Below are 24043 nucleotides of genomic sequence, written 5' to 3'. Positions count from 1 at the left end.
AAAACACGGTATTATTTAACCCTAAATTCTGGATATAAAAAATGACGCTTAAGCGTCATTTTTTATATCTTCGTAGGCTATTACTTTATTTCGCCCTGTATTTTTAGATTGGTACAGTGCTTTATCTGCAGCCTCTATCCAGCGCTCATGATTTTTAAAATCATTACTGCTACCAGCCAGCCCTATACTTACCGTCATTGTTATTTCAAAGTGTTTATACTTCACAGGGTTAGTTTCAATCAATACCCTTAAACGCTCAGCAAATACAAAAGCGCCTTCTTTATCTGTATCAAGTAATGTTACTGCAAATTCTTCACCGCCATAACGCCCTGCAACATCAGTTTCGCGCAGCGTCGTACGTAGTAAGTTAGATAAATGACGAAGCGATTCATCACCGCAACTATGGCCATATTCATCATTTATTTTTTTAAAGTGGTCAATATCAAACATTAATAATGTACTACAGCCACCACTTCGCTTAACTCTTAAAAACTCTTGGCGTAGCGTACCTTCCCAGTGTCCACGGTTTGCAAGCTGCGTTAAGCTATCTGTTTGACTTACTTGTTCTAATTTTTTGTTTAACTCTTCAAGCTCTTTTTTATTTACCGCGACATCCGTTACATCATACAAAATAATACAAATATGGCTAACTTCGCCCATCGTATTTGTAAGAGGGATAAATGTCGCATTTTGATACATGTAATCAGCTTTACCAGTAATAGGTCGATAATTTTTAAACCTAAAAATGTATGGCTGCTGCTCCCAAATCGTAAAAGAGCGGTTTTTTAAAACAAAAACCGATTCTGATTTACTTCTAAACCATTTTTCGTCTATTGCTGGAAATAAATCAAATAGGTCTTTATCTTTTACTGCGCTTGGTAGAAGCCCTGAATGGTTTTCCATAAAACCATTCCATACACACACCTTATAATCTCTATCAAGTACTACAAGGCCTACATCAACGGTATTAAACATATCCATAAGCCAATGGATCTCATTCATTTCTAAATCTGCAGCCATAACTTAATCTTCTAATAGGTAAGCAACTTTATACTTCAAAGTTTTAAGTGAATCTTCAGTAAATAACAGCATGAGGTCGCAATTTATATCATGGTTTTCAATACCGTAACTAATCTCTATAGCAAGGGTGCGTTGCCAACGTGACTTGTTTGATTTAACCAGCTCAGACACATCTCTGTGTTGGCCAAGTACTATGGGGTGCCCTTGGCTAAATGACATATCGAGCTGTTTTGAAAGACCCGTTAAAATAGCGCCTATCAAAATATTACTAATATCCATAAGCAGCTCAAGTTCAATTTTATCGTTTAACTCGCCGTCATAATTCATCAAAGAAGCTATTTCTTTAAAGCTTGAATCATTTAAAAGTAATAGCGCCTCGCCCGAAATGCCACCGCCAATAAAGCCCTGACACACACCCGATGTAGCTGCATTATTATCTATAGACTGCAGCGCCATATCGAGTTCATTAACTTCCAAAATATTCACATTAGGAATTGGTAGCTCTACGAACACATTAAGAAGACGTGCAAGTAAATCCCCAGCCTGTCCCATAGCAACGTTAGTTAGCTCTTGGTATATATCCCGAACATCAGGGTCGACTTGCTCTCCAAGCGAATGAGAGAGACGCTCACGCATGGCTTTATCTTTTATTCCATGATGTTCGATTATATTGGCTAGTTTTTCGGGGGAGCATGGTTTTTGAATAAAATCGATAGCACCAAGTTCAAGCACTCTTTGATGTGCACTTGGCTGTATATCACCAGAGACAACAACAGTGAGTATGTTTAACCCCTGTTCTTTCATAGCGATTAATACTTCATACCCATCCATTTCAGGCATGTTTAAATCGAGAAAAAGTATTTCTGGTTCAATTAACTTTATTTGCTTTATGCAATCAACGCCGTCGAGTGCAAATTCAACTTTAATATCCCAATCTTCAGGTAATGAACGAGCTAGCTGACGCCTAGCTAATTTTGAGTCATCACATATTAGTACCGATGTTGACATATTATCTCTCTGTTTCTAAACCAGTAATGAGCATTAAAATCATTTTATGATGGTTTTTATTTTTATTATTGAAGATATATTTTGTAACTTCATGTTAATCAAAGTTTAGCACAGTTACAATTTTTATATTGCAGAACTAATCCCAACTTCATCAGAGCGGTATAATCTCTTGGTTACTATAGCGCAGTATAATACACTGACGCCCATTGCGTTAATTTAAAAGGAAATACCTTATGTTACGTTCACTTACCTTTGCTTTGAGCGCATTTTGCTCTGTGGCTATTGCAGCCGATTACCCAGAAAACACGCTAGACATAGGAAAAGTATCTGCACAAGGCAAACCAGTCACTTTATTAGGCAAAGGGATCTCTGTTGGAGATAGCGCGCCAAATTTCAAAGTAGTTGATGACAACTTCATCCCTGTAACGCTTGAGGATTACAAAGGCCAAGCTGTATTGATAAGTGTAGTGCCAAGTCTTGATACAGGTATTTGTAGCCTGCAAACTAAGCATTTTAATGAAAAAGTAGCCTCGCAATTTCCAAGTGTTGTAATGCTAACAATTAGTGCTGATTTACCATTTGCTCAAAAGCGTTTTTGCAAAGCTGAAAATATCGATAAAATCACTACGTTATCAGATTCTGTTTGGCGCGATTTTGGCCAAAAATACGGATTGATTATTAAAGATATGGGCTTATTAACGCGAACGGTATTTATTTTAGATGAAAGACATAACGTCATTTATAAACAATTAGTTAGTAGCCTTTCAACTGAACCAGAATACAACAGCGTAATTGAGAAACTTAAAACGCTTTAAAGCCGATTAAATAGCACTGATTAAGCAATGCTAAACAACCTTAAAACAAAAAACCGCCAATTGGCGGTTTTTTAATGTGCTTTTATAATTAACCTAAAAGCTCACCAAGTTGTGAACTTACAGCTTCAACAGCTTGTGTACCATCTAGTTTGTGGTATTGAGTATTACCAGCAGCAGCTTCTGCTTGGTAGTAATCAACTAATGGCATAGTTTGCTCGTGATAAATACCTAAACGTTTACGTACTGTTTCTTCAGTATCATCAGCGCGAACAATTAAGTCTTCCCCAGTTTCGTTGTCTTTACCTTCCACTTTTGGTGGATTATATACAATATGGTAAACACGACCAGAACCAGGATGAACGCGACGTCCGCCCATACGTTCAACAATCACTTCGTCAGCCACGTCAAATTCAATAACGTGATCAACCACTACGCCATTTTCTTTCATCGCATCAGCTTGAGGAATTGTGCGTGGGAAGCCATCAAGTAAAAAACCTTTCTCACAATCAGCTTTAGTAATACGCTCTTTTACTAAACCAATAATAATATCGTCAGAAATTAGTTGACCAGCATCCATTACTTTTTTTGCTTCTAAGCCTAATGGCGTGCCCTCTTTAATTGCTGCACGTAACATGTCGCCAGTAGAAATTTGTGGAATACCGTATTTGTCCATTAAAAACTGAGCTTGAGTACCTTTGCCTGCACCCGGCGCGCCCAAAAGAATAATGCGCATATTATTGTCCCCTAGTATGGATATTTATTTTAAAGCCTGAATTCTTCCACAAGCGCCGCCGATACTCAAGCAACTTATACTAATTGATGAGTCGTTGATGCATTTACAGCGCATTAAAAAAGGGAACATACGTTCCCTTTTATTTAAAGTATATAATTTATACTTTTATTAACTAAATAGTTAACTGACTACTTGCTTAGTTCAAGCATTAGTTTGTTTAGGCGAGTAACAAATCCTGTTGGATCTTTAAGTGTACCGCGCTCTGCAAGTAATGCTTGGTCTAATAAAACATGTGACCACTGTGAAAATTTATCTTCATCTTGTTCGTCATTCAAATGCTTAACAAGTTGATGCTCTGGGTTTAGCTCAAACACAGGTTTTGCTTCAGGGGCTGCTTGACCAACAGATTCCATTAGCTTTTGCATTTGTGAGCTCATGTCGTTGTCGTCGCTTACAACACATGCTGGAGAATCTGTTAAGCGGTGCGTAAAGCGCACTTCTTTAACGTCATCACCTAGTGCTGTTTTAATACGCTCAACAAGGCCTGCCATTTCTTTTTCAGACTCTTCTTGTGCTTTTTTAGTCTCTTCGTCGTCCAGCTTACCTAGATCTAGATCACCACGTGTGATTGACTGTAGTTGCTTATCAGCAAATTCAGTTAAGTGGCTCATCATCCACTCGTCAACACGGTCACTTAGTAACAATACTTCAATACCTTTTTTGCGGAAAATCTCTAAATGAGGAGAGTTTTTCGCAGAAGTAAATGTATCAGCTACTACATAGTAAATTTTGTCTTGGTCTTCGTTCATGCGCTCAACATATTGCTCAAGCGACACATCTTGCGTTTCTGAATCAGTATGAGTAGAAGAAAAGCGTAATAACTTACAAACAGCTTCTTTATTTGCCGCATCTTCAGCTGGGCCTTCTTTCATTACTTGGCCAAACTCGTTCCAAAATACTTGGTAATCGTCAGCTTTGTTTTTAGCCATACGCTCAAGCATTTTAATAATGCGCGATGTACACCCTTTACGAATAGCTTGCGTTACTTTGTTGTCTTGTAGAATTTCACGAGATACGTTTAGAGGTAAATCGTTTGAATCTAGTAAACCTTTCACAAAACGAAGGTAGCTTGGCATGAACTGCTCAGCATCATCCATTACAAATACACGTTGTACGTAAAGCTTTAAGCCACTTTGACGTTCACGGTTCCATAAATCGAAAGGTGCTTTTTTAGGGATGTATAAAAGGCTCGTGTATTCAGTTTTACCTTCAACCTTATTATGTGCCCAGCTAAGTGGATCTTCCCAGTCGTGGCTTACGTGCTTGTAAAACTCTTTGTATTCTTCATCAGAAAGCTCTGACTTATCACGCGTCCACAATGCAGTTGCACGGTTAATGCTTTCCCACTCACCTGGTACTGCTGGAATTTTTTCGCCGTCTTCGCCTTCAGACTCTGGTACTTCTGCTTTAAACATTTGTACAGGTGTTGAAATATGGTCTGAGTATTTTGTAACAATGCCACGTAAGCGGTAATCGTCAGCAAATTCTTTTTCTTCATCACGAAGATGTAAAATAATGTCGGTACCACGGCCTTCTTTTTCAATTTCTTGAAGCGTGTATTCGCCTTCACCTTGAGATTCCCACTCGTAAGCGGTTGTTTCACCGGCTTTACGTGTACGAACAGTTACTAAATCAGCAACAATAAATGCTGAGTAAAAACCAACACCAAATTGACCAATTAATTGTGAATCTTTACTTTGATCACCCGTTAAGTTTTTGAAAAACTCAGCAGTACCCGACTTTGCAATAGTACCCAATGAGCTTATTACTTCATCACGTGTCATACCAATACCATTATCAGAAATGGTAATTGTATTTGCTTCTTTATCTGCGCTAATACGTACACGTAAATCGGCATCACCTTGGTAAAGGTCGCCTTGAGATAGCGCTAAAAAGCGTAACTTGTCTGCCGCATCTGATGCGTTTGACACAAGTTCGCGTAAAAATATTTCTTTATTAGAATAAAGAGAATGAATCATTAAGTTTAATAATTGTTTTACTTCTGTTTGAAAGCCTAATGTTTCTTTTTGTGCTGCAGTCATTTATATATCTCCAATTTGCAAAGTGTCTGCGTTATGCACTTAATATGGGGTGAGGTGTTAGAACTTCAAGGGAAAAATCAAAAAAAGGTGAAACGAAAAAATAGAATATCTCGTTTATCTAAAATGGGTGCGGACAATTAATATGAATCTTTTCACCTGTTGTTGGATGTTCAAAATATAAATCGCTGGCATGTAATTGTAAGCGTCCTGCCATGTACTCACTTTGCGCACTTTTATATAAATCACAGCCTAAAATTGGGTGCCCTATAAACTGGCTATGTATTCGTAATTGATGAGTACGTCCGGTAACGGGCGTAAATTGCACTAAGGTTCTGCACGGCTGTTTAAGCCGCTCAAGCACACTGTATTCACTCACCGCTACTTTACCCGTCGTTTGGCAAATTTTAACTCGCGGAAAAAGCAGTTTATCTTTTGCTATTGGCGCAGTAATTTCCCCCTCATCAACAGCTAAGCTACCCTCTAATATGGCTACATAACGCTTTTGGATAGTACGCGCCTGAAACTGTTTATTAAGATGCTTTGATGCTTTGGCGTTTAATCCAACAATCATAATGCCCGATGTACCCAAATCTAACCGATGCGGTAACTTAGCCTCAGCAAATGCGGCTGTTAACCCTTTTTGACCATGTACTAAACGGTAATGTACTGAGTCCCAGTTAAGCGGATTCTTACCAGACAAACTTAATAACCCACTGGGTTTATTGATCAGTAAAATATCATCATCTTGATATAATATTTCAATAAACCCGTCGCACTTAGGCGCTACAAAGTCATCAACAATCCTTTGTGGTTCTGAAGGTGTTTGCGATGTTGAGTTAGCCATTAAGTTAATCATTAAATTAGTCAATATCTTTTGAATGAAGTGCTTTTAAAGCCAATACTTGCTCACGTAAATCGTCTGCTACTACTTTGTCAGCGGCAATCGGGGTACCTACTGCAACCGACACCAAAGACCATTTTAATCGTGGTAGTTGCCACTTAGCTTTTCGGCTAAACATACTTCCCCACAAGCCCCCTAAATGCACAGGAATAACGGGCACAGGTGAGCGCTCAATAATGCGCTCGATTCCACGGCGAAAAATATCGATAGAGCCGTCACTGGTTAGTTTTCCTTCAGGGAAAATACCAACAAGTTCGCCTTTATTAAGCGCAGCAGCCACTTCGTCAAACGCTTTTTTAAACGCTTCTGGATTGGTTTTTTCACTGTTAATGGGAATAGCTTTGGCCATTTTAAATAACCAATGTAGGGCTGGCGAATAATAAATAGGGGCAAATACCATAAATCGGATAGGCCTTGGTGATGCTGCTAAAATAAACATCCAATCGACAAAGCTCACGTGATTACACACTATAACGGCAGCGCCTTCATCTGGAATATTACTTTCACCTTTTGTACGCACTCTGTACATACAAATAGCTAAAATATATATAATAAATCGTAAAAAGAACTCTGGTACTTTGGTATAAATATAAACAGATATAAGCAAGTTTAGCCCAGCAAGTAACAGTAGCAACTCTGAAATACTCCACTGAAAAACAGACAGCGTTACAATACTTAAAACAGCACTGCCCACCATAAACAGTGCATTTAATACATTGTTAGCCGCTATAACTCGTGAGCGACTCGATTCTTCAGTGCGCTGTTGAATAAGCGCATACAGCGGTACAGTGTAAAAACCAGAGCCAATACCAATGCCCGCCATCCATACAAAATGCCACACCATGTCGCCTGTTTTTAATAACTGCTCAAGCGTTAATAATTCAAGGTTTTGAGGTGAATAAGAGCTAATAGCTGGCTCTTGGCTCAGTAAGTATAAAAACAAGGTAATTAAAATAGCGCCAAAAGGCACAATTCCTAATTCTATTCGAGAGCGAGAAAGCTTTTCACATAATAACGAACCAATAGCAATACTTAGTGAAAACACAACAAGCGCACTGGTTACCACCAATTCATCGCCGCCCATTGTGTGTTTTACATAATTTGGTAGGGACGTTAAAACAATTGCGCCAATTAACCAAAACCAACTAATCCCAAGCACTGACTTACCAACCGATTCTGTTTGCGAATTAAGTGCTGAAAATACGTTTTTCGTGGATGAAAATATATTATAGGTAAATTTTAAGTTAGGCTCGTTTGCCTCACTAATGGGTATAAAGCGACTGCTCACATAACCCATAACAGCCAGTACTAACACGGCAATACTTATAAGCGTAGGCCCTACTGATTGAGTAATATAATAGGTGCCAAAAATTGTACCAATTAATATTGCTACAAACGTGCCTGATTCAACCAAGCCATTCGCTTTTGTTAATTCGTTAGGGGCTACGTGCTGCGGTAAAATAGAGTATTTTAATGGACCAAAAAACGTACTTTGTACGCCCATTAAAAACACGGTGGCTAACATCAGCCAAACATACTGCGTTAAAATAGAGACAGCCCCTACAACCATAATAGGGATTTCACATAGCTTTACGATTCTGATTAGTTTGGATTTTTCTGTTTTTTCAGCTAACTGCCCCGCTATCCCTGAAAATAAAAAGAAAGGTAGGATAAATAACCCAGCAGCAATATTTGAATAAAGTGCGCCATCAGCAAGCGTTGCAGCCTGAAATATCAATAGAATAAGCACTGATTGCTTATACACGTTATCGTTTATTGCTGAGAAAAACTGCGTAATAAAAAGCGGTAAAAAACGCTTACTACCCAGTAATGTACCTTGGTAGGGTTGATTATCTTTCATTGTATTCCTTACTAATTAGAGACATAGCCCAAAAATATATTATACCAATTCGTTTAATTAAATGATCTATTTTGAGGGCGGGAAAACGTGTTGATAGCTAGGCAAAAAATTCGCTATTTAGTTGTTCTAAATGAGAATTTTTTAACGCAGGTAGCGACACGTTTAGCCCCGCAAAATGATTAAGTATTATTGCTGATTGGTATTAGATTGCTTCTAAGCTTACCTTAAAAACAAAAAAGCCTACATAATTTAATCATGTAGGCTTTTATAATATCTTTTCAAATAGTGACTTAGAGTTAGTCTTGTGTAACTAAACGCCTGCCGCTAAAAGCATGCATAAGCGTTCTACCATCTACTAAATCAAGCTCGCCCCCCACAGGAATACCGTGAGCGATACGCGAAGCACCTACTTTATATTTATGACAAAGCTGAGCAATATAATGAGCCGTAGTATCGCCTTCAACGGTAGGGTTAGTCGCTAAAATAACCTCATTAATACCGCCTTGAGCAAGTTTTTGCTCTAAAACGTCTAAGCCAATTTCTTTAGGGCCGATACCGTCAATTGGCGATAAATGACCCATTAAAACAAAGTATAGCCCTAAATACTGACCTGTTTGCTCAATGGCAAGCACATCAGTAGGCGATTCAACAACACATAATATGCCGCTGTCTTGGCGTTTTGTACTTAAACAAATATCGCACTGAGCTTGTTCGCAAAAAGTACGACAAGACTGACAATGCCCTATGGCTGTCATTGCTTTAGTCAATGCATTGCCCAGCTGAGTGCCTCCTTTTCGGTCGCGCTCAAGCAAGTGAAAAGCAATACGTTGCGCTGACTTTGGACCAATGCCCGGTTGACAGCGCAGTGCTTCTATAAGCTGATTTAAACTATCTGAAAGTTGCATTATTTACTTAAAACGGCATTTTCATACCTGGTGGTAATTGCATACCGCCAGTTACTTTACCCATGCGCTCTTGTGTTTCTTCTGCAACACGGCGTACAGCATCGTTACATGCTGCTGCAAGTAAGTCTTCAATCATGTCTTTGTCGTCTTCCATAAGGCTTTCATCAAGCTGAACACGACGTACATTGTGGTTACCAAGCATGGTTACTTTAACTAAACCGGCACCGGCTTCGCCAACAACTTCTAATGTTGCGATTTCGTCTTGGGCTTTTTGCATGCGATCTTGCATTTGCTGCGCTTGCTTCATCATGTTGCCCATTCCACCTTTAAACATAACTTTCTCTCTTTCTTTTAATACATTAATTAACATGAACATAAGGGCGATTGTAAGTAATTACAATGCCTGAATACTGTTTTCGTCAATTTCGGCGCTAAATATTTGCTGAAATTGTACTATGTTTTCATCAGATGTGATCACATCGATTGCTTGTTGATGACGACCTGCATCAATTTTTTGCTGAATAAGATAAGGAGAGTCAATAACTCCCTTAGCAAAATTAATACTTAACGACACGTTATGCTCATAAATACTCGACAATGCGGCATCTAATCTTTGGCGAAGCATCGGTGTATCTAAATGCTTTTGTGATTCATCAACGTCTATATGTAAACTGTTGCCTTGCTTGGTAAATATTGAATGCAATGCAAATTGGCGCATACGACCACCCAGCCCCATACGTTTAATTAAATAAGCCCATTCATCTTGTTGATGTGCAAATCTAATTTCACTAATTGGGCTTTGAAAATCATCAGGGGCAGGAATACTTACTTCCTCTGGCACTATTTCAGGCGCTTTTTGAGGGTTTATTTGCTCAAGTAATTCTGGCGCAAGATTTTCAGTAATTGTTTGGTGCTTTGCTTTAAAATCAATCTTACTAGCTGGCTTTATGTTGGAGTGATTATGTGCCTGGGTTTGGCCCCCTGTTACTGGGAGCTCATGCTTTTTTTCACTCTCACCTTCGCTATCAGTTGCCCAAGGAGGGATATCGCCAGACCCAGTACTTGAAGGGCTATTAAGCTCACTTGCACTTGTATCTGCACTACCTTGATGAACACTTTGGGCTTGAGGCATTCTTGGATGCTGTTCTGGCTTTTTAGCAGGCGCTTGGCTTGGCTGCACTGCTACATTATTTGCAGATGTACTTGTACTCTTGCCTGATAACCTACCCGCACCCGATATGTTTCTGTCACGTAAAATACGAGCAATGGCAGATTGCGCCTGCGCTTCTTGTTCAGCTATTGGCGTACTTGAATTGTGATTTGCTAAGGGCTCTGGTGAAGACTCTGAGTTTGCAGTAGGTGCAGGTTTAAAACCCTGATCTACAGCGCTACTCATTATATCGTCAAACTGCGAAGCTAACGTTTGCTCAGCATCACTATGTTGCATGTAAGCTTCATCTTCACTTTGGCGCTGGGCTTGAGCATCCGAAACAACATTGGTTTGTGGTTGTTCATTAGCTGAGGCCTGTTGTTCAAAAGCGTTTTCACTTTGTTGAACCGGTTGCTCTACTGCAACTTGGGCAGGCGCATTATTACTTTGTACGACGTCATTATTCGATGTCTGAGCAGCAACATTTGGTAAAGGCTCTATCTCAAGGGATTTAGGCTGCTCTGTATTGCTAACTGGCTTAGTATTATTTACGGGGACACTACTTTGGCTAGCTACAGTGTTTTGCGATGTTTTATTTTTATTTAATATATCTCGCAGTGCATTTGCGCGGCCTTGTTTATTTGGGGCCGGCTCTTCGTTTACTGTGTGTACAGTTTGTTGAGCGTCTGTAGGCTTAAATGCTAATAATCTTAGCATTATCATTTCAAAACCTAAGCGAGGCTCTGGTGCCCATTGTAAATCTTTTTTACCATTTAACAGTAACTGATAATAAATTTGAATTTGTTGTGGGCTCGTATGTTGTGCAACATGAGCAATATAATCTACATTTTTTTCATCTAGCCCTGCCGCTTCTGGCACTAACTGGGTTAGTTGGGTCAAATGCGTAAGTGCAATTAAATCATCAAGTAATGCCACATAATTAGGATTACGACTTGCCACCTGCGCAATCTCATCCATTAGCGCAGCGCCATCTTGTGCAAGTAATGCTGCAAGCAAGCTTTGGCTATAATGAGTATCCATTAAACCAAGCATAGTTTGTACTGCTTGATTATTAATGTCACCATTTGTTTGCGCAATAGCTTGGTCGGTTAAGCTAAGCGCATCACGCATACTGCCATCAGCGGCTTTTGAAATAATGCTAAGTGCGTCGGTATCAAAGCTAAGCTGCTCTTGAGTAAGTACGTGTTCAAGCTGTGTTTTAATTTCACTTTGCGATAACGCATTTAAGTTAAATTGCAAACAGCGAGATAAAATAGTAACTGGTAGTTTTTGAGGATCGGTCGTCGCCAATAAAAATTTCACATGCTCTGGTGGCTCTTCAAGCGTTTTCAAAAGCGCATTAAAGCTGTGCTTAGAAAGCATGTGAACTTCATCGATTAGGTATACTTTATAACGTCCACGTGTTGGTGCATATTGAACGTTATCGAGTATTTCGCGGGTGTCTTCTACTTTTGTACGAGAAGCCGCATCTATTTCGAGTAAGTCAATGTAGCGCCCTGCTTCTATATCTAAACAGCTGCTACATTGGCCACACGGATTTGCAGATATACCTTCGTCGCAATTTAAGCTTTTAGCAAAAATACGCGCAATAGTAGTTTTACCTACACCGCGGGTTCCAGTGAATAAATAAGCGTGATGCAGTCTATTTTGTGTAAGCGCATTTACAAGCGCTTGCTTAACATGAGACTGCCCAACCAATTCATGAAAGGTTTGAGGACGCCATTTTCTCGCTAGAACCTGATAACTCATCGATTACTCGCCTTCGAATTCAACCAATTTTAGGATTTTAATACCCATTTTTTTGATGCGCTGCTCGCCACCTAGTTCTGGTAGTGATACAACAAATGCAGCATCTGTGGCTTCGCCACCTAGTTTATGAACTAATTTAGCTGTGGCTTCAATTGTGCCGCCAGTTGCTAATAAGTCATCAACTAATAATACTTTATCGCCAGGTACAATTGCATCAACATGCAGCTCTAGCGTGTCTTCACCGTACTCAAGTAAGTAATCTTGACGAATAACTTCGCGTGGTAACTTACCTGGTTTACGAACTGGAATAAACGGAATGCCTAATGCGTAAGACAGTGGCGCACCAAAAATAAAGCCACGTGATTCTGTGCCAATTATTTTAGTAAAACCCTGATCTTTATATTCTGCGATAAACGCGTCAATAGTTGCTTTAAAGGCTTCTGGATTTGCCATTAAAGTGGTTACATCGCGAAACATGATGCCCGGCTTTGGATAATCAGCAATTGTAGTTATGCTGTTTTTGATAATTGCTGGTGTTACTTGAGTCATAATTTTAACTGCTCAATTGTTTATATTACAAAGCAGGTGATTATAACCTTAACTAACCTTTAATTGCGAGTTTGGCGTTACTATAAAAGAAGTATTAACTATGGGGGGGTAATTAAAATAAAGTGGTTCAAGGCTGAAGTAAGCAACAGCCTTAATAAACGCTATGCATTTTAAGTTAAGCTAGTGATCCAGCCTAATATTGCATTTAAACAACCAATCCCTGCAAATACAGCTAAGAAAGCAAGAAAATAAGTAGCGTTGAACGGATCTTTAAAGTCTTTATCATCTGACATTAGTACAACCTTTTATTAAGCACGACAAATAAGGCTGCCATAATAGACGATGTAAAATCATCAATAAAGACCTTAATCTTGATTTTTTGTCACAATTACACCGCGTTCAACCATTGCATTGAGGGTAACTAATGCGCCTTGAGCAATTTGATCTGCATTAAACTGTGGTGCATGAGCGAATACCTGTTGGCAAACGTCGTCAAATGTCGCTCCATCACTTGCCTCAATAATTGATAGTAACAAAGCCGTCATCGCATTCGTAGCCAGAAATTGAACGTCATCATCTTCATCTCTATATACAACAAAATAATTAGGCTGAGGTGATGGCTCTTTTGGTTTAAAGCGATTGCTAATATTTTGAACCGGAAATTGATAACTTAAATTTCTTGCCGTTTTCGATAAATACAAAGCAGAACTAGTAAGCGCTGTTGTTTGTAATTTTTGCTCTTGCTCATCTTCGTGTGCAATCGATACATCTAGCTCTACCCATTCATAATGTGCAAGTTCTAGCATAAACACGGGATCGTATCTTTTTATTTTATAATCACTTGATAAATAATTAATAAACTCCCCTGCTATATCTAAAAAGTACGGCGAATGACAATCATATTCGCTAAAAAACTGGCGTACAAGAACCAGCCATTGCTTGTCTGTATATAAGGTTTTTAATACCGGAAAGCCTGATGATATAAAACCTTCAATGTTATTAAAAAATAGGTCGCGATAAATGGACATACGTCTGTCTTCGATACCGCTGGGCTTTTTATTTTTTTTAGGCTCGCGAATATGCGCCATAAATTCGTTTTGTATTTCAATAAAGCTCATAACCAGGCACTCTTTTAATATTTATAAAGGCTTATATTAAGCTCGTTGTTTTAAAACAGTTGAAGTAATGTGTTTAGCTTGTAGCTCATGAATTATATCTAACTCTTTGGTTAAAATATTCATGGTAGGGATATTAAAATCGCGCTCAAGCAAGGTTGGAAATACGCCATGCACTTCATATGCTTTATCCAGTAGCTCCCACACAGGATCAATGACATCAGCACCATGTGTATCAACTATTAAGTCATCAGCCTCATTATAATGGCCTGCAACGTGCCCATAGGCGATACGATTAGAGGGTAACCCTGTTAAAAACGCTTGTGCGTTATAGCCATGATTAATCGAATTCACATAAATGTTATTCACATCCAGTAAAAGCTTGCAGTCTGCTTGCTCTAAAATGGTATTTGTAAATTCCAGCTCTGATAATTGCTGTCCAGGAGCGCCATAATAGGAAACATTTTCTATCGCAATTTGCTGCTCAAGTATGTCTTGTACTTGTTTAATACGAGGGACAACATGTGCTATTGCATCTTGTGTAAACGGAATAGGCATTAAGTCATACATATGGCCTGTACCGGAACAGTAACTTAAGTGCTCACTGAAAATTTTTATATTGTGCTCTTCAAAAAAAACTTTTAAAGATTTAACAAATTCAACATCCAGTGGTTCGGGTGAACCGATAGACAGTGATAATCCATGACACACAAAATTATTTGCATCTGTTAATGTTCTAAATTGCTTTTTAAAGCGTCCACCTAGTTTTAACCAGTTCTCTGGCGCAACTTCCAAAAAATCTACTTGATTAGGTACGTGTTCAAGCAGTTCATCAAGCATTTCTCGTCGTAGGCCAAGGCCCACCATCCCGAAATCTGTACTCTGGATTTGTGTCATAACTACCTCTAACTTATCAAAAAAGGGCCTTAAGGCCCTTTTAGCATAACTTATTTAGAATAAGATATTAACGACCGCCACATTTACCTTCGCCGCACTTACCTTCTTTTTTAGTTTTTTTAGCATCGCCGCCGCATTTACCTTCACCACATTTGCCTTCTATTTTAGCTTTTGCATCTTTTGCATCGCCGCCACATTTACCTTCACCACACTTGCCTTCTGTTTTAGCTTTTGCATCTTTTGCGTCGCCGCCACATTTACCTTCGCCACACTTGCCTTCTGCTTTAGCTTTTGCATCTTTTGCATCGCCGCCACATTTACCTTCGCCGCACTTACCTTCTGTTTTAGCTTTTGCATCTTTAGCATCGCCGCCACATTTACCTTCACCACACTTACCTTCTTTAGCGTCTAGTTGGTAACCTGTCACTAATTGTTGAAACTCAAATGGGTTGGCTTGTACATCTGCAGATACAAAGCTTGCAGAGCCAACAACTACTGCACCTAAAGTTAACGCGATTGTATTTTTTTTAACTGTATTCATTTTGTGACTCTCTTTAATCAAGTATTGTAAATCTCAGCAATAAAAATGTATTTTAAATTGCTTGTATGCTTAAGTAGACCTGTACAAGAATAAAAACTTTCATTTATTTTCATAATATTTACTTTTGCGGTTTCTACATTAAATATGGTTGGTAATTACAGATTTATCAATGTGTGATTTACGGGTAAACTATGCGTCCAGTTTTTTATCAAAATTAATCACCTTATGAAACTTGTTTTAGCACCTATGGAAGGTGTCGTTGATTTTAAAATGCGCCAATTACTCACAGACATTGGTGGGTTCGATTTGTGCGTTACCGAGTTTGTAAGAGTGGTTGAAACATGCTTACCTGATAAAGTTTTTCATCGATTTTGCCCTGAACTACATAATAATGGATTTACGCGAGCAGGTACTCCTGTGCGTGTTCAATTACTCGGCCAAGAAGCAAATCCGTTAGCCGAAAATGCAGTAAGAGCAATTGCTTTAGGATCTCATGGGGTCGACCTTAACTTTGGTTGCCCAGCAAAAACCGTTAATCGTAGTCGAGGGGGTGCTGTACTGCTTAAAGATCCTGACCACATGTATACGATTATTAAAGCAGTCCGAGATGCTGTAGATGATAAACATGAAGTAAGTGCAAAAATTCGCTTAGGCTTTGATGATGACAGTAACAGCCAAGAAATTGTTGATGCTGTGGTAAGCGCAGGCGCAAATAGTGTAGCTATACACGCCAGAACCAAACGTGATGGTTATAACCCGCCAGCTTATTGGGAAAAAATTCCACCAATAATAAAAGATAAAAATATTGCCGTTGTTGCCAATGGTGAAATTTGGCAAGTTGAGGACGCAATGCTTTGCCAAAAACGAAGTGGATGTACTGATTTGATGCTTGGTCGTGGCGCCCTTTCGCACCCTGATTTAGCAAAAAAAATTAAAGCTCATGTAAATAATGAACAATATGATGGCCTTCAATGGGAGCATATTATTTATCACTTAATCCACTCTGCTATTCATCAAGACCCTGCAAAAGATGAAAAGTATTTTGCTTCTCGTACAAAGCAATGGCTAGGTTACCTTAAACGCCAATACCCGCAAGCGATCGATTTATTTGATGAAATCAGGCGTTTAAAAAGTAAAGAAGATGTGGCAAGCGTATTAAATAAATACGCCAAAGCACCGCAACTTGATTCAAATCATAACGGCTAACCTAAAGCCTCTAGATAATATCAGTATAACGTGAAGCCAATTTAATAAGGTTGTACTGATAATGCATCATCAAAAAAGACTAAACGATGAAATAGCACAAATTAAATTAAATATATTAACTATGCTTTCTAAATCAGCCTACCCTACACATCAGCATTTAATACAAATTTTAGATAATACAGCAAACAATGAATGGTTAGACTGTGCAGCAGAGAAGCTAGGTCCTGAGTATGCGTTTTTGATCAGTCGCATGACTAAATTAGAAGCAGCGGTCAGCCAAATAGAAATTGGGCAATATGGCTACTGCTGCGACTGTGAAGAAAAAATACCAGCCAAATCACTTGAACTAGATCCCGCAACCCAACGGTGTACAAAGTGCGCACAATAAGCGCACTTTCAAATCATTATATAATTTGTTGTATAAAGCTAAATGATTGCCCTGGGTAGAGTATTATATCTTCAACTAAATATTGAGCCTCTTCTTGGGTGATTTCTAAGCGTTTCATAAGATTCACCTTTGCCTGTGGCAAAGTCCACGCATGGTAATGAATGCCAATATCTGATTCCATCATTGCAAGCATCAATGTTTTATCTTTATCAGACATGTTCATATTGCTCGCCATTGCAGGTAAGTCTTGATAATCAGCCTGCCAATCAAGCCCTTCAATTAATTTTTCATTCGATAGATACTGCACTAAAAACGATTTTTTATGAGAAATAGACAATTTACTGTCGAATGCAACACGATCTAATACTTTTATATTTTCATTTAAAATAGTAACCCACTCTAGCGGTGAATGTACTTCGCCACTAAAGTAATTTAGTTTGCTCTGATACCACTGTGACCCATTTGGCAGGCCTCTCAGACCAACACTACCTCTAGGCTTGTAACTAGCTAAATAATCGCTAAAAGCTCTTATATGACTCTTAAGCGCTGGTTGAACGTCATTACTACCTATCGCACTCAATACATAGCTTTGTAGTAGTGTGAGCTCAATTTTATTCAGCTTTAAATTGCTTTGTTTAGCACTGTCTAGCGTATCTTGGGTTAACTTAAGCCAAGTAATAATATTATCCGGCGTACTTTTTGAACCCTCAAAAGCAAGCATGTTTTTTAATACGTCTACTTGAGCCGGCCAATTAAAATAGCGCTCAGGAAAGCGCTCTGCAATAACCAAGTAGTTTACTTGTGCAATTTGATTGAGATTAAGCTCCATACCCATTAGGTTCTGATAAATAGTATGACGTTTAACTAAATACGCATAAGAAAAGACCAATTGCTCTTTAGTAATCCTATCGATTTTTTTAGCGTCTGGTTGTACAAGTGCCATGTTTAAAGTTTTTAAAGCAACTTGTGCGTCTTCAAATGACTCATAAGGTTGAGGCTGCTTTGAACATGCAGCTAAAAATAAGCACAGTAGTAATGAAAAAGAGAGCTTTTTATACATAGTAGTTCCAATAAAAAAAGCCCCAGAGGGGCTTTTTATAAGTTGCTTTAGCTAATTAAAATTAAATTTTAACACCGTTGCGAGCGGCTTTATCTTTAATATATGTAGACCAACCTTTTGCAAACTTACGTGTGCGAGGGTCATCCATAGCTTTAGTAATTGCAGCATATGCTTGCTTATACTTACCTTGATAGTAATACGCTTCAGCTAAATCTGAATAAATAGTACCTTTTTTGTCAGAGCCAAGCTCTAATGCTTTGTTCAAACGAACAACAGCAGCACTGAATTTTTCAGATTGTAAAAGTAATGAACCAGCTTTACGGTAAAGTTCAGCGTCGTCATCAAATTTAGCAGCTTCTTCGTAGTACTTAGCAGCTTTTTCTAGATCCTTAGAGCGATGATAGTTACTAGCAATCGCGCTAACATTCTGCTTTGTACGTTTTACTTTTTCACTCTTAACGGCCTTTTCTAGCGTTACAGCTGCTCTAAAAGGGATCTCGTTTAGAGAGTAAAAGTTAGATAAGACTTTATACTCAACTTCATTTTCAAAGTAACCGTTCTTGTAAGCAACTTCCATAGTTGCTAAACCTTTTTGATAGTCTTCGGTTTGTAGGTAATATTTACCTAAGCTAACCCAAGCTTTTTTATCATCAGGCCATACACGAACAATCTCTTCGCCAATCTTAACCATGTTTGCATAATCTTTAAGTTCAAAGTATGCACCCAGTTTTAATTGGTAAGGACCTTTATTAGGTTCTTTTTGAAGTTTAATTGCCTTATCTGCTGGTTCAAAAACATCACGAAATTGCTCTAACTGATAGTTAGCTTGGGCAATACGCGTGTAAACCGTAGGATCTTCTTCACCGGTAAAATCCATCCAAGTAACATAAGCTTTTTTGGCTTCTTGATACTTTTCTGTGCCAGCGTATAAATCACCTAACAGCTTTAGAGTTTGTTCTTGATCAGCAAAGTTTAAAACATCAGGGGCAACTGCTTGCTTAGAGTACTTAATCGCTTCGTCATACTTTTCTTTTTGAGCGTACATGCTACCTAAGTAACGATTTACGGTCGCTTTATCAAAGTCATTCGAAGGTTCAATCTCTCTAAGCAAAACAATTGCTTCATCAACTTTTTCTTCGTTGTACAAGTCAAATGCTTTAATTACCTTTTTACCAGTACGCTCGCCCATGATTTTAGTTTTTGCTTTTTTACGCTCTTCAATCTTTGCGTAATCTGGCGCTGCTAAAACAGATGCACTTAAAGTAGCACCCGACACAGACATAAGAATCGCAAGAGCAGTTACTTTAGAAAAATTTCTCATTACTCGCCTCCTTAGTTGCCTTGGTTAAGTTTAAAGTCTAATTGAACTTGTAAACCTGGTTGTTTCTGTGGTTTTCCGTCAATGATCTTAGGACGGTACTTCCACTTACGCAGTGCGCGTTTAGCTTCACGGTCAAAGATACGTTTTGGATCTGCGTCAATTACTTCAACGTCAGTTACTCCACCTAACTCATCAATTGTGAATGAAAGTTGTACCCAACCTTCTTTGCCATCACGTGCTGCTTGCGTTGGATATTTTGGTTCTATACGAACGATAGGTGTCGCATCACCATCTCGTCCAAATGCACCAGGACCACTTAGTCCACCAGCTGAACTACCAACATCAATGCTACCCATGTTAAATGACATAGCACCAGGGTTTGGATTATTATTTTCCGGCTGTGGCGGCTGCGGTTTAGGCGGCTGCTTTGGCGGTGGTGGAGGAGGAGGCGGTACACGCTTCCTCTCCTGCACCTTAGATTCAGGCGGATTCGTCATTATTTCGACTATGATCTGCTCTTTTTGTTCCGTATTACGGTCAGCCCCACCAGAGATGAGGAAGGCCATGAAGTAGAACAAGCCGAAAGTAACTGCCCCACCTGCAATCAGTGAAAACAGAAAACGAATCATTACTGATCTCCAGCTATTGAAATTCTAAGGTTGTCACCCGTCGCTTTAATCTGGTCCATAACTTTAACCACTGTGCCGTGTTTAGCTTCTTTATCAGCTTGTATAATCACAACTTCAGTAGGTTGTTCTGCTAATAAACTTTCGATTTTTGCTGAAATACGTTCAACATCAATTTGTTGTTTATCAACCCAGATTTCGCCGTTACTACGAATAGCAATAAAAATGTTAGCATTTTTTTGCTTAGTAGCTTGGGCAGCTTTTGGTTTATTGACCTCGATACCAGCCTCTTTAACGAACGATGTAGTTACGATAAAGAAAATAAGCATGATAAATACGATGTCAAGCATTGGCGTCATATCAACCGCTGCTTCTTCTTCTTCACGAAAACGTTGTTTACGTGCCATATTTAATTCTCTCTCTAGTGATGAGGCATACTATCAATAAGTTTGGCTTTCACCATTTTAGCTTTTGTCTCAAGACGTGAGCTAAAAAATACTCCAGATAGTGCCGCAACCATTCCAGCCATTGTTGGGATTGTTGCCATTGAAATACCTGATGCCATTAAGCGTGCATTACCCGTACCCTGGTTGGCCATGGTTTCAAAAACCGAGATCATACCAGTAACAGTACCAAGTAAGCCTATTAAAGGACAAACAGCTACTAATGTCTTAATCAACAACATACGCTGATCTAATTTTTCAGACGCTTCAGAAATCCATGCTTCACGGATTCTGTGTGCGTACCAAGACGTAGTGTCTTGGCGGGCATCCCACTTTGCTACAATTTCTTTCGCTGTGCGAGGAAACTCTGCAAGTAGAAACCAATAGCGCTCAATCATTAAAACCCACATCAGAAAGAGTGCTATCGCGACCACGTATAAAACCTGGCCGCCTGTGCCAACAAAATCCCTGATAGATTCCCATATCTCCATCAGGACTAGCATTAGGCTTTCTCCTTCTCCGCGTGAGTAGCAACGATACCCGCGCTTTGCTCATCAAGGATGTGTAATACCGACTTACTACGACCAGCTACAAGAGCATGAAGTAGAATTAGTGGTAATGCAGCAATTAGACCTAGCGCTGTAGTTACAAGTGCTAGAGAGATGTTACCTGCCATGATCTTCGGATCACCCGTACCGAACAATGTGATTGTTTGGAACGTTAAGATCATACCGATTACTGTACCTAGTAGACCTAGTAATGGTGCGATTGCAGCAAGAATCTTAATTATGTTGATACCAGCTTCGATGCGTGGCGTTTCACGTAGAATCGCTTCATCAAGTTTAAGCTCAAGGTTTTCAACATCTTGGTTCTTGTTGTCATGGTACACTTTAAGAATACGACCCAGTGGGTTATTTGTATTCGGTGTAGCAACATTTTTAAGCTGGCTCTTAATCTTACTAGTAGTAAGTGTAAGGTCAACAAAGCGAATTAGAGTAATTAGCATACCTAAAGCTAGTAAAGCTGTAATGATATAACCAACTACGCCACCTTGATGGAAGTATTCCATAAGAGTCGCTTTTTGAGTGTTGATACGTAAGATAGCACCACGAGTCGGATCGATATAAACACCAGCGTAGTTATCTGGTGATGTATTTTCAAGATCAGTGATACCGTCTAAAATATAGCTATCAGGCTGTTTACCTAGAGGCTGAATAGACTTAGTTTCTGGTGAATAAATTAAGTAACCATCGTCTGTAACTAAGTTAAAGTTTCCGATACGCGTTACTTTCTTCATTGACGGGTTACCGTCAAGACCAGCAACTTCAGTTTCAAAAGTTGAAACTTTAGCTGATTCAGTCATTTCTGTTTGAAGTGAAATCCAAAGTTCTTCAAGTTCGCGAACTGTAGGAAGTTCTTTAGCAGCAGCTAATGAACGTAAGATTTCAGCACGGCCAGGTTTCTCAGCACTAACTAGTGATGCTTCGATAGAACCGATAGCGTCTTGAGCTGCACGACGTACAACACCAAACATCTCACCCAAAGTACCTTGAGCACTTTGAAGAGCTGCTTCTTTTTCAGCTAACGTGTTTTCATTTTGTGCATATTGCTTAGTTAAGCTTTCACCACGAGACTTCTCAGAAGCAAGTTGGCTTTTAGCTTTATTAAGTAAAGATTGCTTGTCAGCACGATCTGATAAGAACTCTTGTTCACGTTTCTTATCGATTTTACCTTCAGAGATACGCTCTTGCTTTACTTGCTCAAGTATTTTATCTAGAGCTCCAGTATTTGCATGTGCATTTAACGCGGTACCTGCAGAAACAGTTAGTACTGCGGCAACAGCAAAACCTTTAAATAGTTTCTTCATTATTGATTACTCCGCGCCAAAGATAGGTAGTTTAACAAGTTCTAATGTCGCTTGCTTACGCGCCATACGAATAACTTCTTTAACAGGTTTTAGGTATTCTTCACCTAATTCTTTCCACTGTTTAGTGTTGTTATCCCACACCCAAGCATGTTTCAAGTCAAAAGACTGAGCAACGTAAGTAATACGACCTAACTGACCGATATCAACGTTAATACTTTTGCCATCAACTTCTAGTGTACCTTGTGAAGCAGATACAAGTGAGCTGTATGCTGTTTCAATAGTGTAAGCTTCAAGTACTTGACGGAATTTTTCAGACGTCGTTACAGACGCAGAAACCATGATTTCACGTAGTCTTTCAACACGTCCTAAACGCGTCTCTAGATTAAATGGAACGTCCGCTTTGATGAATTGCTCAAGCGTATCGATCATGCGATACATCAAAGGCACAACGTTTTGTTTAGTGTTATCAATCGTAGCGATTTGACGATCAAACGATTCAATAGACGCGTTTTGGCTATCAACCAAGCGCGACACGTGATCGTTATACACTTTCATAAGTTCAGTCTCATCAACAACGCTACGGTACTCAGCGATTAGCTCCTGAGTTTGACCATATACATTGTCAATTTTAGTTTGAGACTTAACCGCAGCCTTTTGAATTTGTTGACCTGCTTTTTGCACGTCATTCAAAGGATCTGCAATCACATTGCTGCTTGCAAATGCAAATGCGCCAACCAACGCAGTTGCTACAAGACTCTTTCTGATTTTAACAGACATAGTTCCCAACCAATTAAGTAATGTTACTTTTATAATTTAATTATCCTCCGAAGAGAACAACCCTGATATCTTTTAATAGATATCAACCTTCCAATAATGCTAAATGCAATTAGCGCTGTCAACTTGATGTTTACTAATCTCTGCAAATAAATAGCTAAGTTAATGCTTAAACAAAAGTACTAGCACACAACTGTTAACATTATTGCAACCAAGCTTTTGCTTAATATTTCGATTAAAGCCTTTTGAGGGGTGTATTTATTCGCATTGTACTGACATAAAACAACATTATTGCAACATTTAGCCAAAGCTGAATTCGCACTGAAAAAAAACAAAAAAAAATATAGATAGATATAACAAAAGTTATTTTTTAAACGATTTCAGCACATTTTATCTCCCCAATAACACTTCATCTGAAAAAACAAACCATTTGTCGCACAAAAAAACAACACTGGATAATCTCTAATACCGCCCACCTTGCTTTATGCACGCAATACCTAAAGCCATTTATAAAACGTGTTTCCCATAAATAGTAATAATAAGTTTCTTTTAGCAAGGCCTGAAATAGCCAAATAGCTTTCGATAATTAGACGAGTTACATTTACCGCTTTAGAGTGCTCATTAATACTATTTAACAGTTAAATTTATTTAGTAACAAAGTTAATCACAAAAAGTTGCTCAACTTTAATAATAATGGACTATAAATGATGCCTAACGCTTCCATAATAAGCTATCAGAGGCCTATAGAGGTTCCCTTGCCCATTTATAGTTAAAGTACAAAACTTCAACCTGATTGCACTAGCAAGACTTACACTAAAATTTACACAGATTGTTATTTGGCATCATTTTTATGTATATAAGTATCGGATCAGTTGGATAAATTGTAAGGGATGTTTTAAATGCGATAGAAAGTGGTTCGATTGTATAAGTTATTCAGATAATTGAATTTTGGGTTTGTATTAAAATAGAAGATTTAAGAATATATGAAATT

The 24043-nt window shown here is 38.7% G+C and carries 24 protein-coding genes; 3 read left to right on the top strand and 21 right to left on the bottom strand.

The annotated features are described in order from the left end of the window. Window positions 1–48: 48 nt before the first annotated feature. Both CXF76_RS13665 and CXF76_RS13660 read right to left on the bottom strand, forming a co-directional pair. Complete coding sequence (locus CXF76_RS13665; protein WP_024592692.1) at window positions 49–1020, bottom strand: sensor domain-containing diguanylate cyclase; 972 nt, start codon at window positions 1018–1020, stop codon at window positions 49–51. Window positions 1021–1023: 3 nt separating this feature from the next. After that, window positions 1024–2028: a response regulator gene (locus CXF76_RS13660; RefSeq protein ID WP_101163959.1), complete on the bottom strand. Its 1005-nt coding sequence runs from the start codon at window positions 2026–2028 to the stop codon at window positions 1024–1026. A 233-nt stretch (window positions 2029–2261) separates the two neighbouring features. Between CXF76_RS13660 and tpx the strand changes: the two genes are divergently transcribed. Continuing rightward, window positions 2262–2843, top strand: coding sequence for a thiol peroxidase (gene tpx / locus CXF76_RS13655; RefSeq protein ID WP_007584075.1), 582 nt, complete (start codon window positions 2262–2264; stop codon window positions 2841–2843). Between the two features lie 88 nt (window positions 2844–2931). Here the strand turns inward: tpx and adk are convergent, their stop codons facing one another. From adk to CXF76_RS13600, 12 genes are all read right to left on the bottom strand, one after another. Continuing rightward, window positions 2932–3576, bottom strand: a complete 645-nt coding sequence (gene adk, locus CXF76_RS13650) for an adenylate kinase (RefSeq protein ID WP_010553395.1) — start codon at window positions 3574–3576, stop codon at window positions 2932–2934. Window positions 3577–3764: 188 nt separating this feature from the next. Beyond that, complete coding sequence (htpG, locus tag CXF76_RS13645) at window positions 3765–5678, bottom strand: molecular chaperone HtpG (protein WP_024592695.1); 1914 nt, start codon at window positions 5676–5678, stop codon at window positions 3765–3767. 118 nt (window positions 5679–5796) lie between these two features. Then, complete coding sequence (locus tag CXF76_RS13640; protein ID WP_024590822.1) at window positions 5797–6534, bottom strand: RluA family pseudouridine synthase; 738 nt, start codon at window positions 6532–6534, stop codon at window positions 5797–5799. A 4-nt stretch (window positions 6535–6538) separates the two neighbouring features. Then, window positions 6539–8440, bottom strand: a complete 1902-nt coding sequence (locus tag CXF76_RS13635; protein WP_101163958.1) for an MFS transporter — start codon at window positions 8438–8440, stop codon at window positions 6539–6541. A gap of 296 nt (window positions 8441–8736) precedes the next feature. Then, window positions 8737–9345 (bottom strand): recombination mediator RecR, encoded by a 609-nt coding sequence (gene recR / locus CXF76_RS13630; protein ID WP_008165968.1) that lies wholly within the window; start codon window positions 9343–9345, stop codon window positions 8737–8739. A gap of 7 nt (window positions 9346–9352) precedes the next feature. Further along, the gene (locus CXF76_RS13625; RefSeq protein WP_002962306.1) at window positions 9353–9679 is read right to left on the bottom strand and encodes a YbaB/EbfC family nucleoid-associated protein; all 327 of its coding nucleotides are present in this window, start codon (window positions 9677–9679) and stop codon (window positions 9353–9355) included. Window positions 9680–9739: 60 nt separating this feature from the next. Beyond that, window positions 9740–12265 (bottom strand): DNA polymerase III subunit gamma/tau, encoded by a 2526-nt coding sequence (dnaX, locus tag CXF76_RS13620; RefSeq protein ID WP_101163957.1) that lies wholly within the window; start codon window positions 12263–12265, stop codon window positions 9740–9742. A 3-nt stretch (window positions 12266–12268) separates the two neighbouring features. Continuing rightward, entirely contained in the window at window positions 12269–12814 is a 546-nt protein-coding gene (gene apt / locus CXF76_RS13615; RefSeq protein WP_007584093.1) for an adenine phosphoribosyltransferase, read from the bottom strand. A gap of 170 nt (window positions 12815–12984) precedes the next feature. Then, window positions 12985–13107 (bottom strand): hypothetical protein, encoded by a 123-nt coding sequence (locus CXF76_RS20860; RefSeq protein WP_002962301.1) that lies wholly within the window; start codon window positions 13105–13107, stop codon window positions 12985–12987. A 72-nt stretch (window positions 13108–13179) separates the two neighbouring features. After that, the gene (locus CXF76_RS13610) at window positions 13180–13932 is read right to left on the bottom strand and encodes an HvfC family RiPP maturation protein (protein WP_024590819.1); all 753 of its coding nucleotides are present in this window, start codon (window positions 13930–13932) and stop codon (window positions 13180–13182) included. Window positions 13933–13968: 36 nt separating this feature from the next. Further along, window positions 13969–14826, bottom strand: a complete 858-nt coding sequence (locus CXF76_RS13605) for an HvfB family MNIO-type RiPP peptide maturase (protein WP_101163956.1) — start codon at window positions 14824–14826, stop codon at window positions 13969–13971. A gap of 67 nt (window positions 14827–14893) precedes the next feature. Then, complete coding sequence (locus tag CXF76_RS13600) at window positions 14894–15367, bottom strand: HvfA family oxazolone/thioamide-modified RiPP metallophore (RefSeq protein WP_101163955.1); 474 nt, start codon at window positions 15365–15367, stop codon at window positions 14894–14896. 225 nt (window positions 15368–15592) lie between these two features. Here CXF76_RS13600 and CXF76_RS13595 point away from each other — a divergent pair, with 225 nt between their 5' ends. After that, window positions 15593–16573: a tRNA-dihydrouridine synthase gene (locus tag CXF76_RS13595; RefSeq protein WP_007583877.1), complete on the top strand. Its 981-nt coding sequence runs from the start codon at window positions 15593–15595 to the stop codon at window positions 16571–16573. A 61-nt stretch (window positions 16574–16634) separates the two neighbouring features. Then, the gene (locus CXF76_RS13590) at window positions 16635–16961 is read left to right on the top strand and encodes a TraR/DksA C4-type zinc finger protein (RefSeq protein WP_024590816.1); all 327 of its coding nucleotides are present in this window, start codon (window positions 16635–16637) and stop codon (window positions 16959–16961) included. Window positions 16962–16977: 16 nt separating this feature from the next. On the opposite strand, the gene CXF76_RS13585 is transcribed toward CXF76_RS13590, so the two are convergent. The 7 genes from CXF76_RS13585 to CXF76_RS13555 all read right to left on the bottom strand — a co-directional run bounded on the left by CXF76_RS13585 (window position 16978) and on the right by CXF76_RS13555 (window position 23055). Next, the gene (locus CXF76_RS13585; RefSeq protein ID WP_101163954.1) at window positions 16978–18021 is read right to left on the bottom strand and encodes a hypothetical protein; all 1044 of its coding nucleotides are present in this window, start codon (window positions 18019–18021) and stop codon (window positions 16978–16980) included. A gap of 61 nt (window positions 18022–18082) precedes the next feature. Next, window positions 18083–19342, bottom strand: a complete 1260-nt coding sequence (locus CXF76_RS13580; RefSeq protein ID WP_010553387.1) for a tetratricopeptide repeat protein — start codon at window positions 19340–19342, stop codon at window positions 18083–18085. Between the two features lie 11 nt (window positions 19343–19353). Beyond that, window positions 19354–19971, bottom strand: a complete 618-nt coding sequence (locus tag CXF76_RS13575) for an energy transducer TonB (protein WP_007583869.1) — start codon at window positions 19969–19971, stop codon at window positions 19354–19356. Continuing rightward, entirely contained in the window at window positions 19971–20375 is a 405-nt protein-coding gene (locus CXF76_RS13570; RefSeq protein WP_007583867.1) for an ExbD/TolR family protein, read from the bottom strand. The genes CXF76_RS13575 and CXF76_RS13570 overlap by 1 nt, the downstream gene beginning before the upstream one ends. Window positions 20376–20389: 14 nt before the next feature. Then, window positions 20390–20914, bottom strand: coding sequence for a MotA/TolQ/ExbB proton channel family protein (locus CXF76_RS13565; protein ID WP_002961709.1), 525 nt, complete (start codon window positions 20912–20914; stop codon window positions 20390–20392). After that, a complete protein-coding gene (locus CXF76_RS13560) occupies window positions 20914–22278 on the bottom strand; it encodes a MotA/TolQ/ExbB proton channel family protein (protein WP_007583865.1) in 1365 nt (454 codons plus the stop codon). Before CXF76_RS13560 ends, CXF76_RS13565 begins: the two co-directional genes overlap by 1 nt. A 6-nt stretch (window positions 22279–22284) precedes the next feature. Then, window positions 22285–23055: a DUF3450 domain-containing protein gene (locus CXF76_RS13555; protein WP_024590812.1), complete on the bottom strand. Its 771-nt coding sequence runs from the start codon at window positions 23053–23055 to the stop codon at window positions 22285–22287. Window positions 23056–24043: the final 988 nt, after the last annotated feature.

Origin of the sequence: Pseudoalteromonas sp. 78C3 (assembly GCF_002836695.1) — a bacterium.
Lineage (GTDB): Bacteria > Pseudomonadota > Gammaproteobacteria > Enterobacterales > Alteromonadaceae > Pseudoalteromonas > Pseudoalteromonas arctica.
This window is presented reverse-complemented; position numbering and strand designations above follow the sequence as displayed.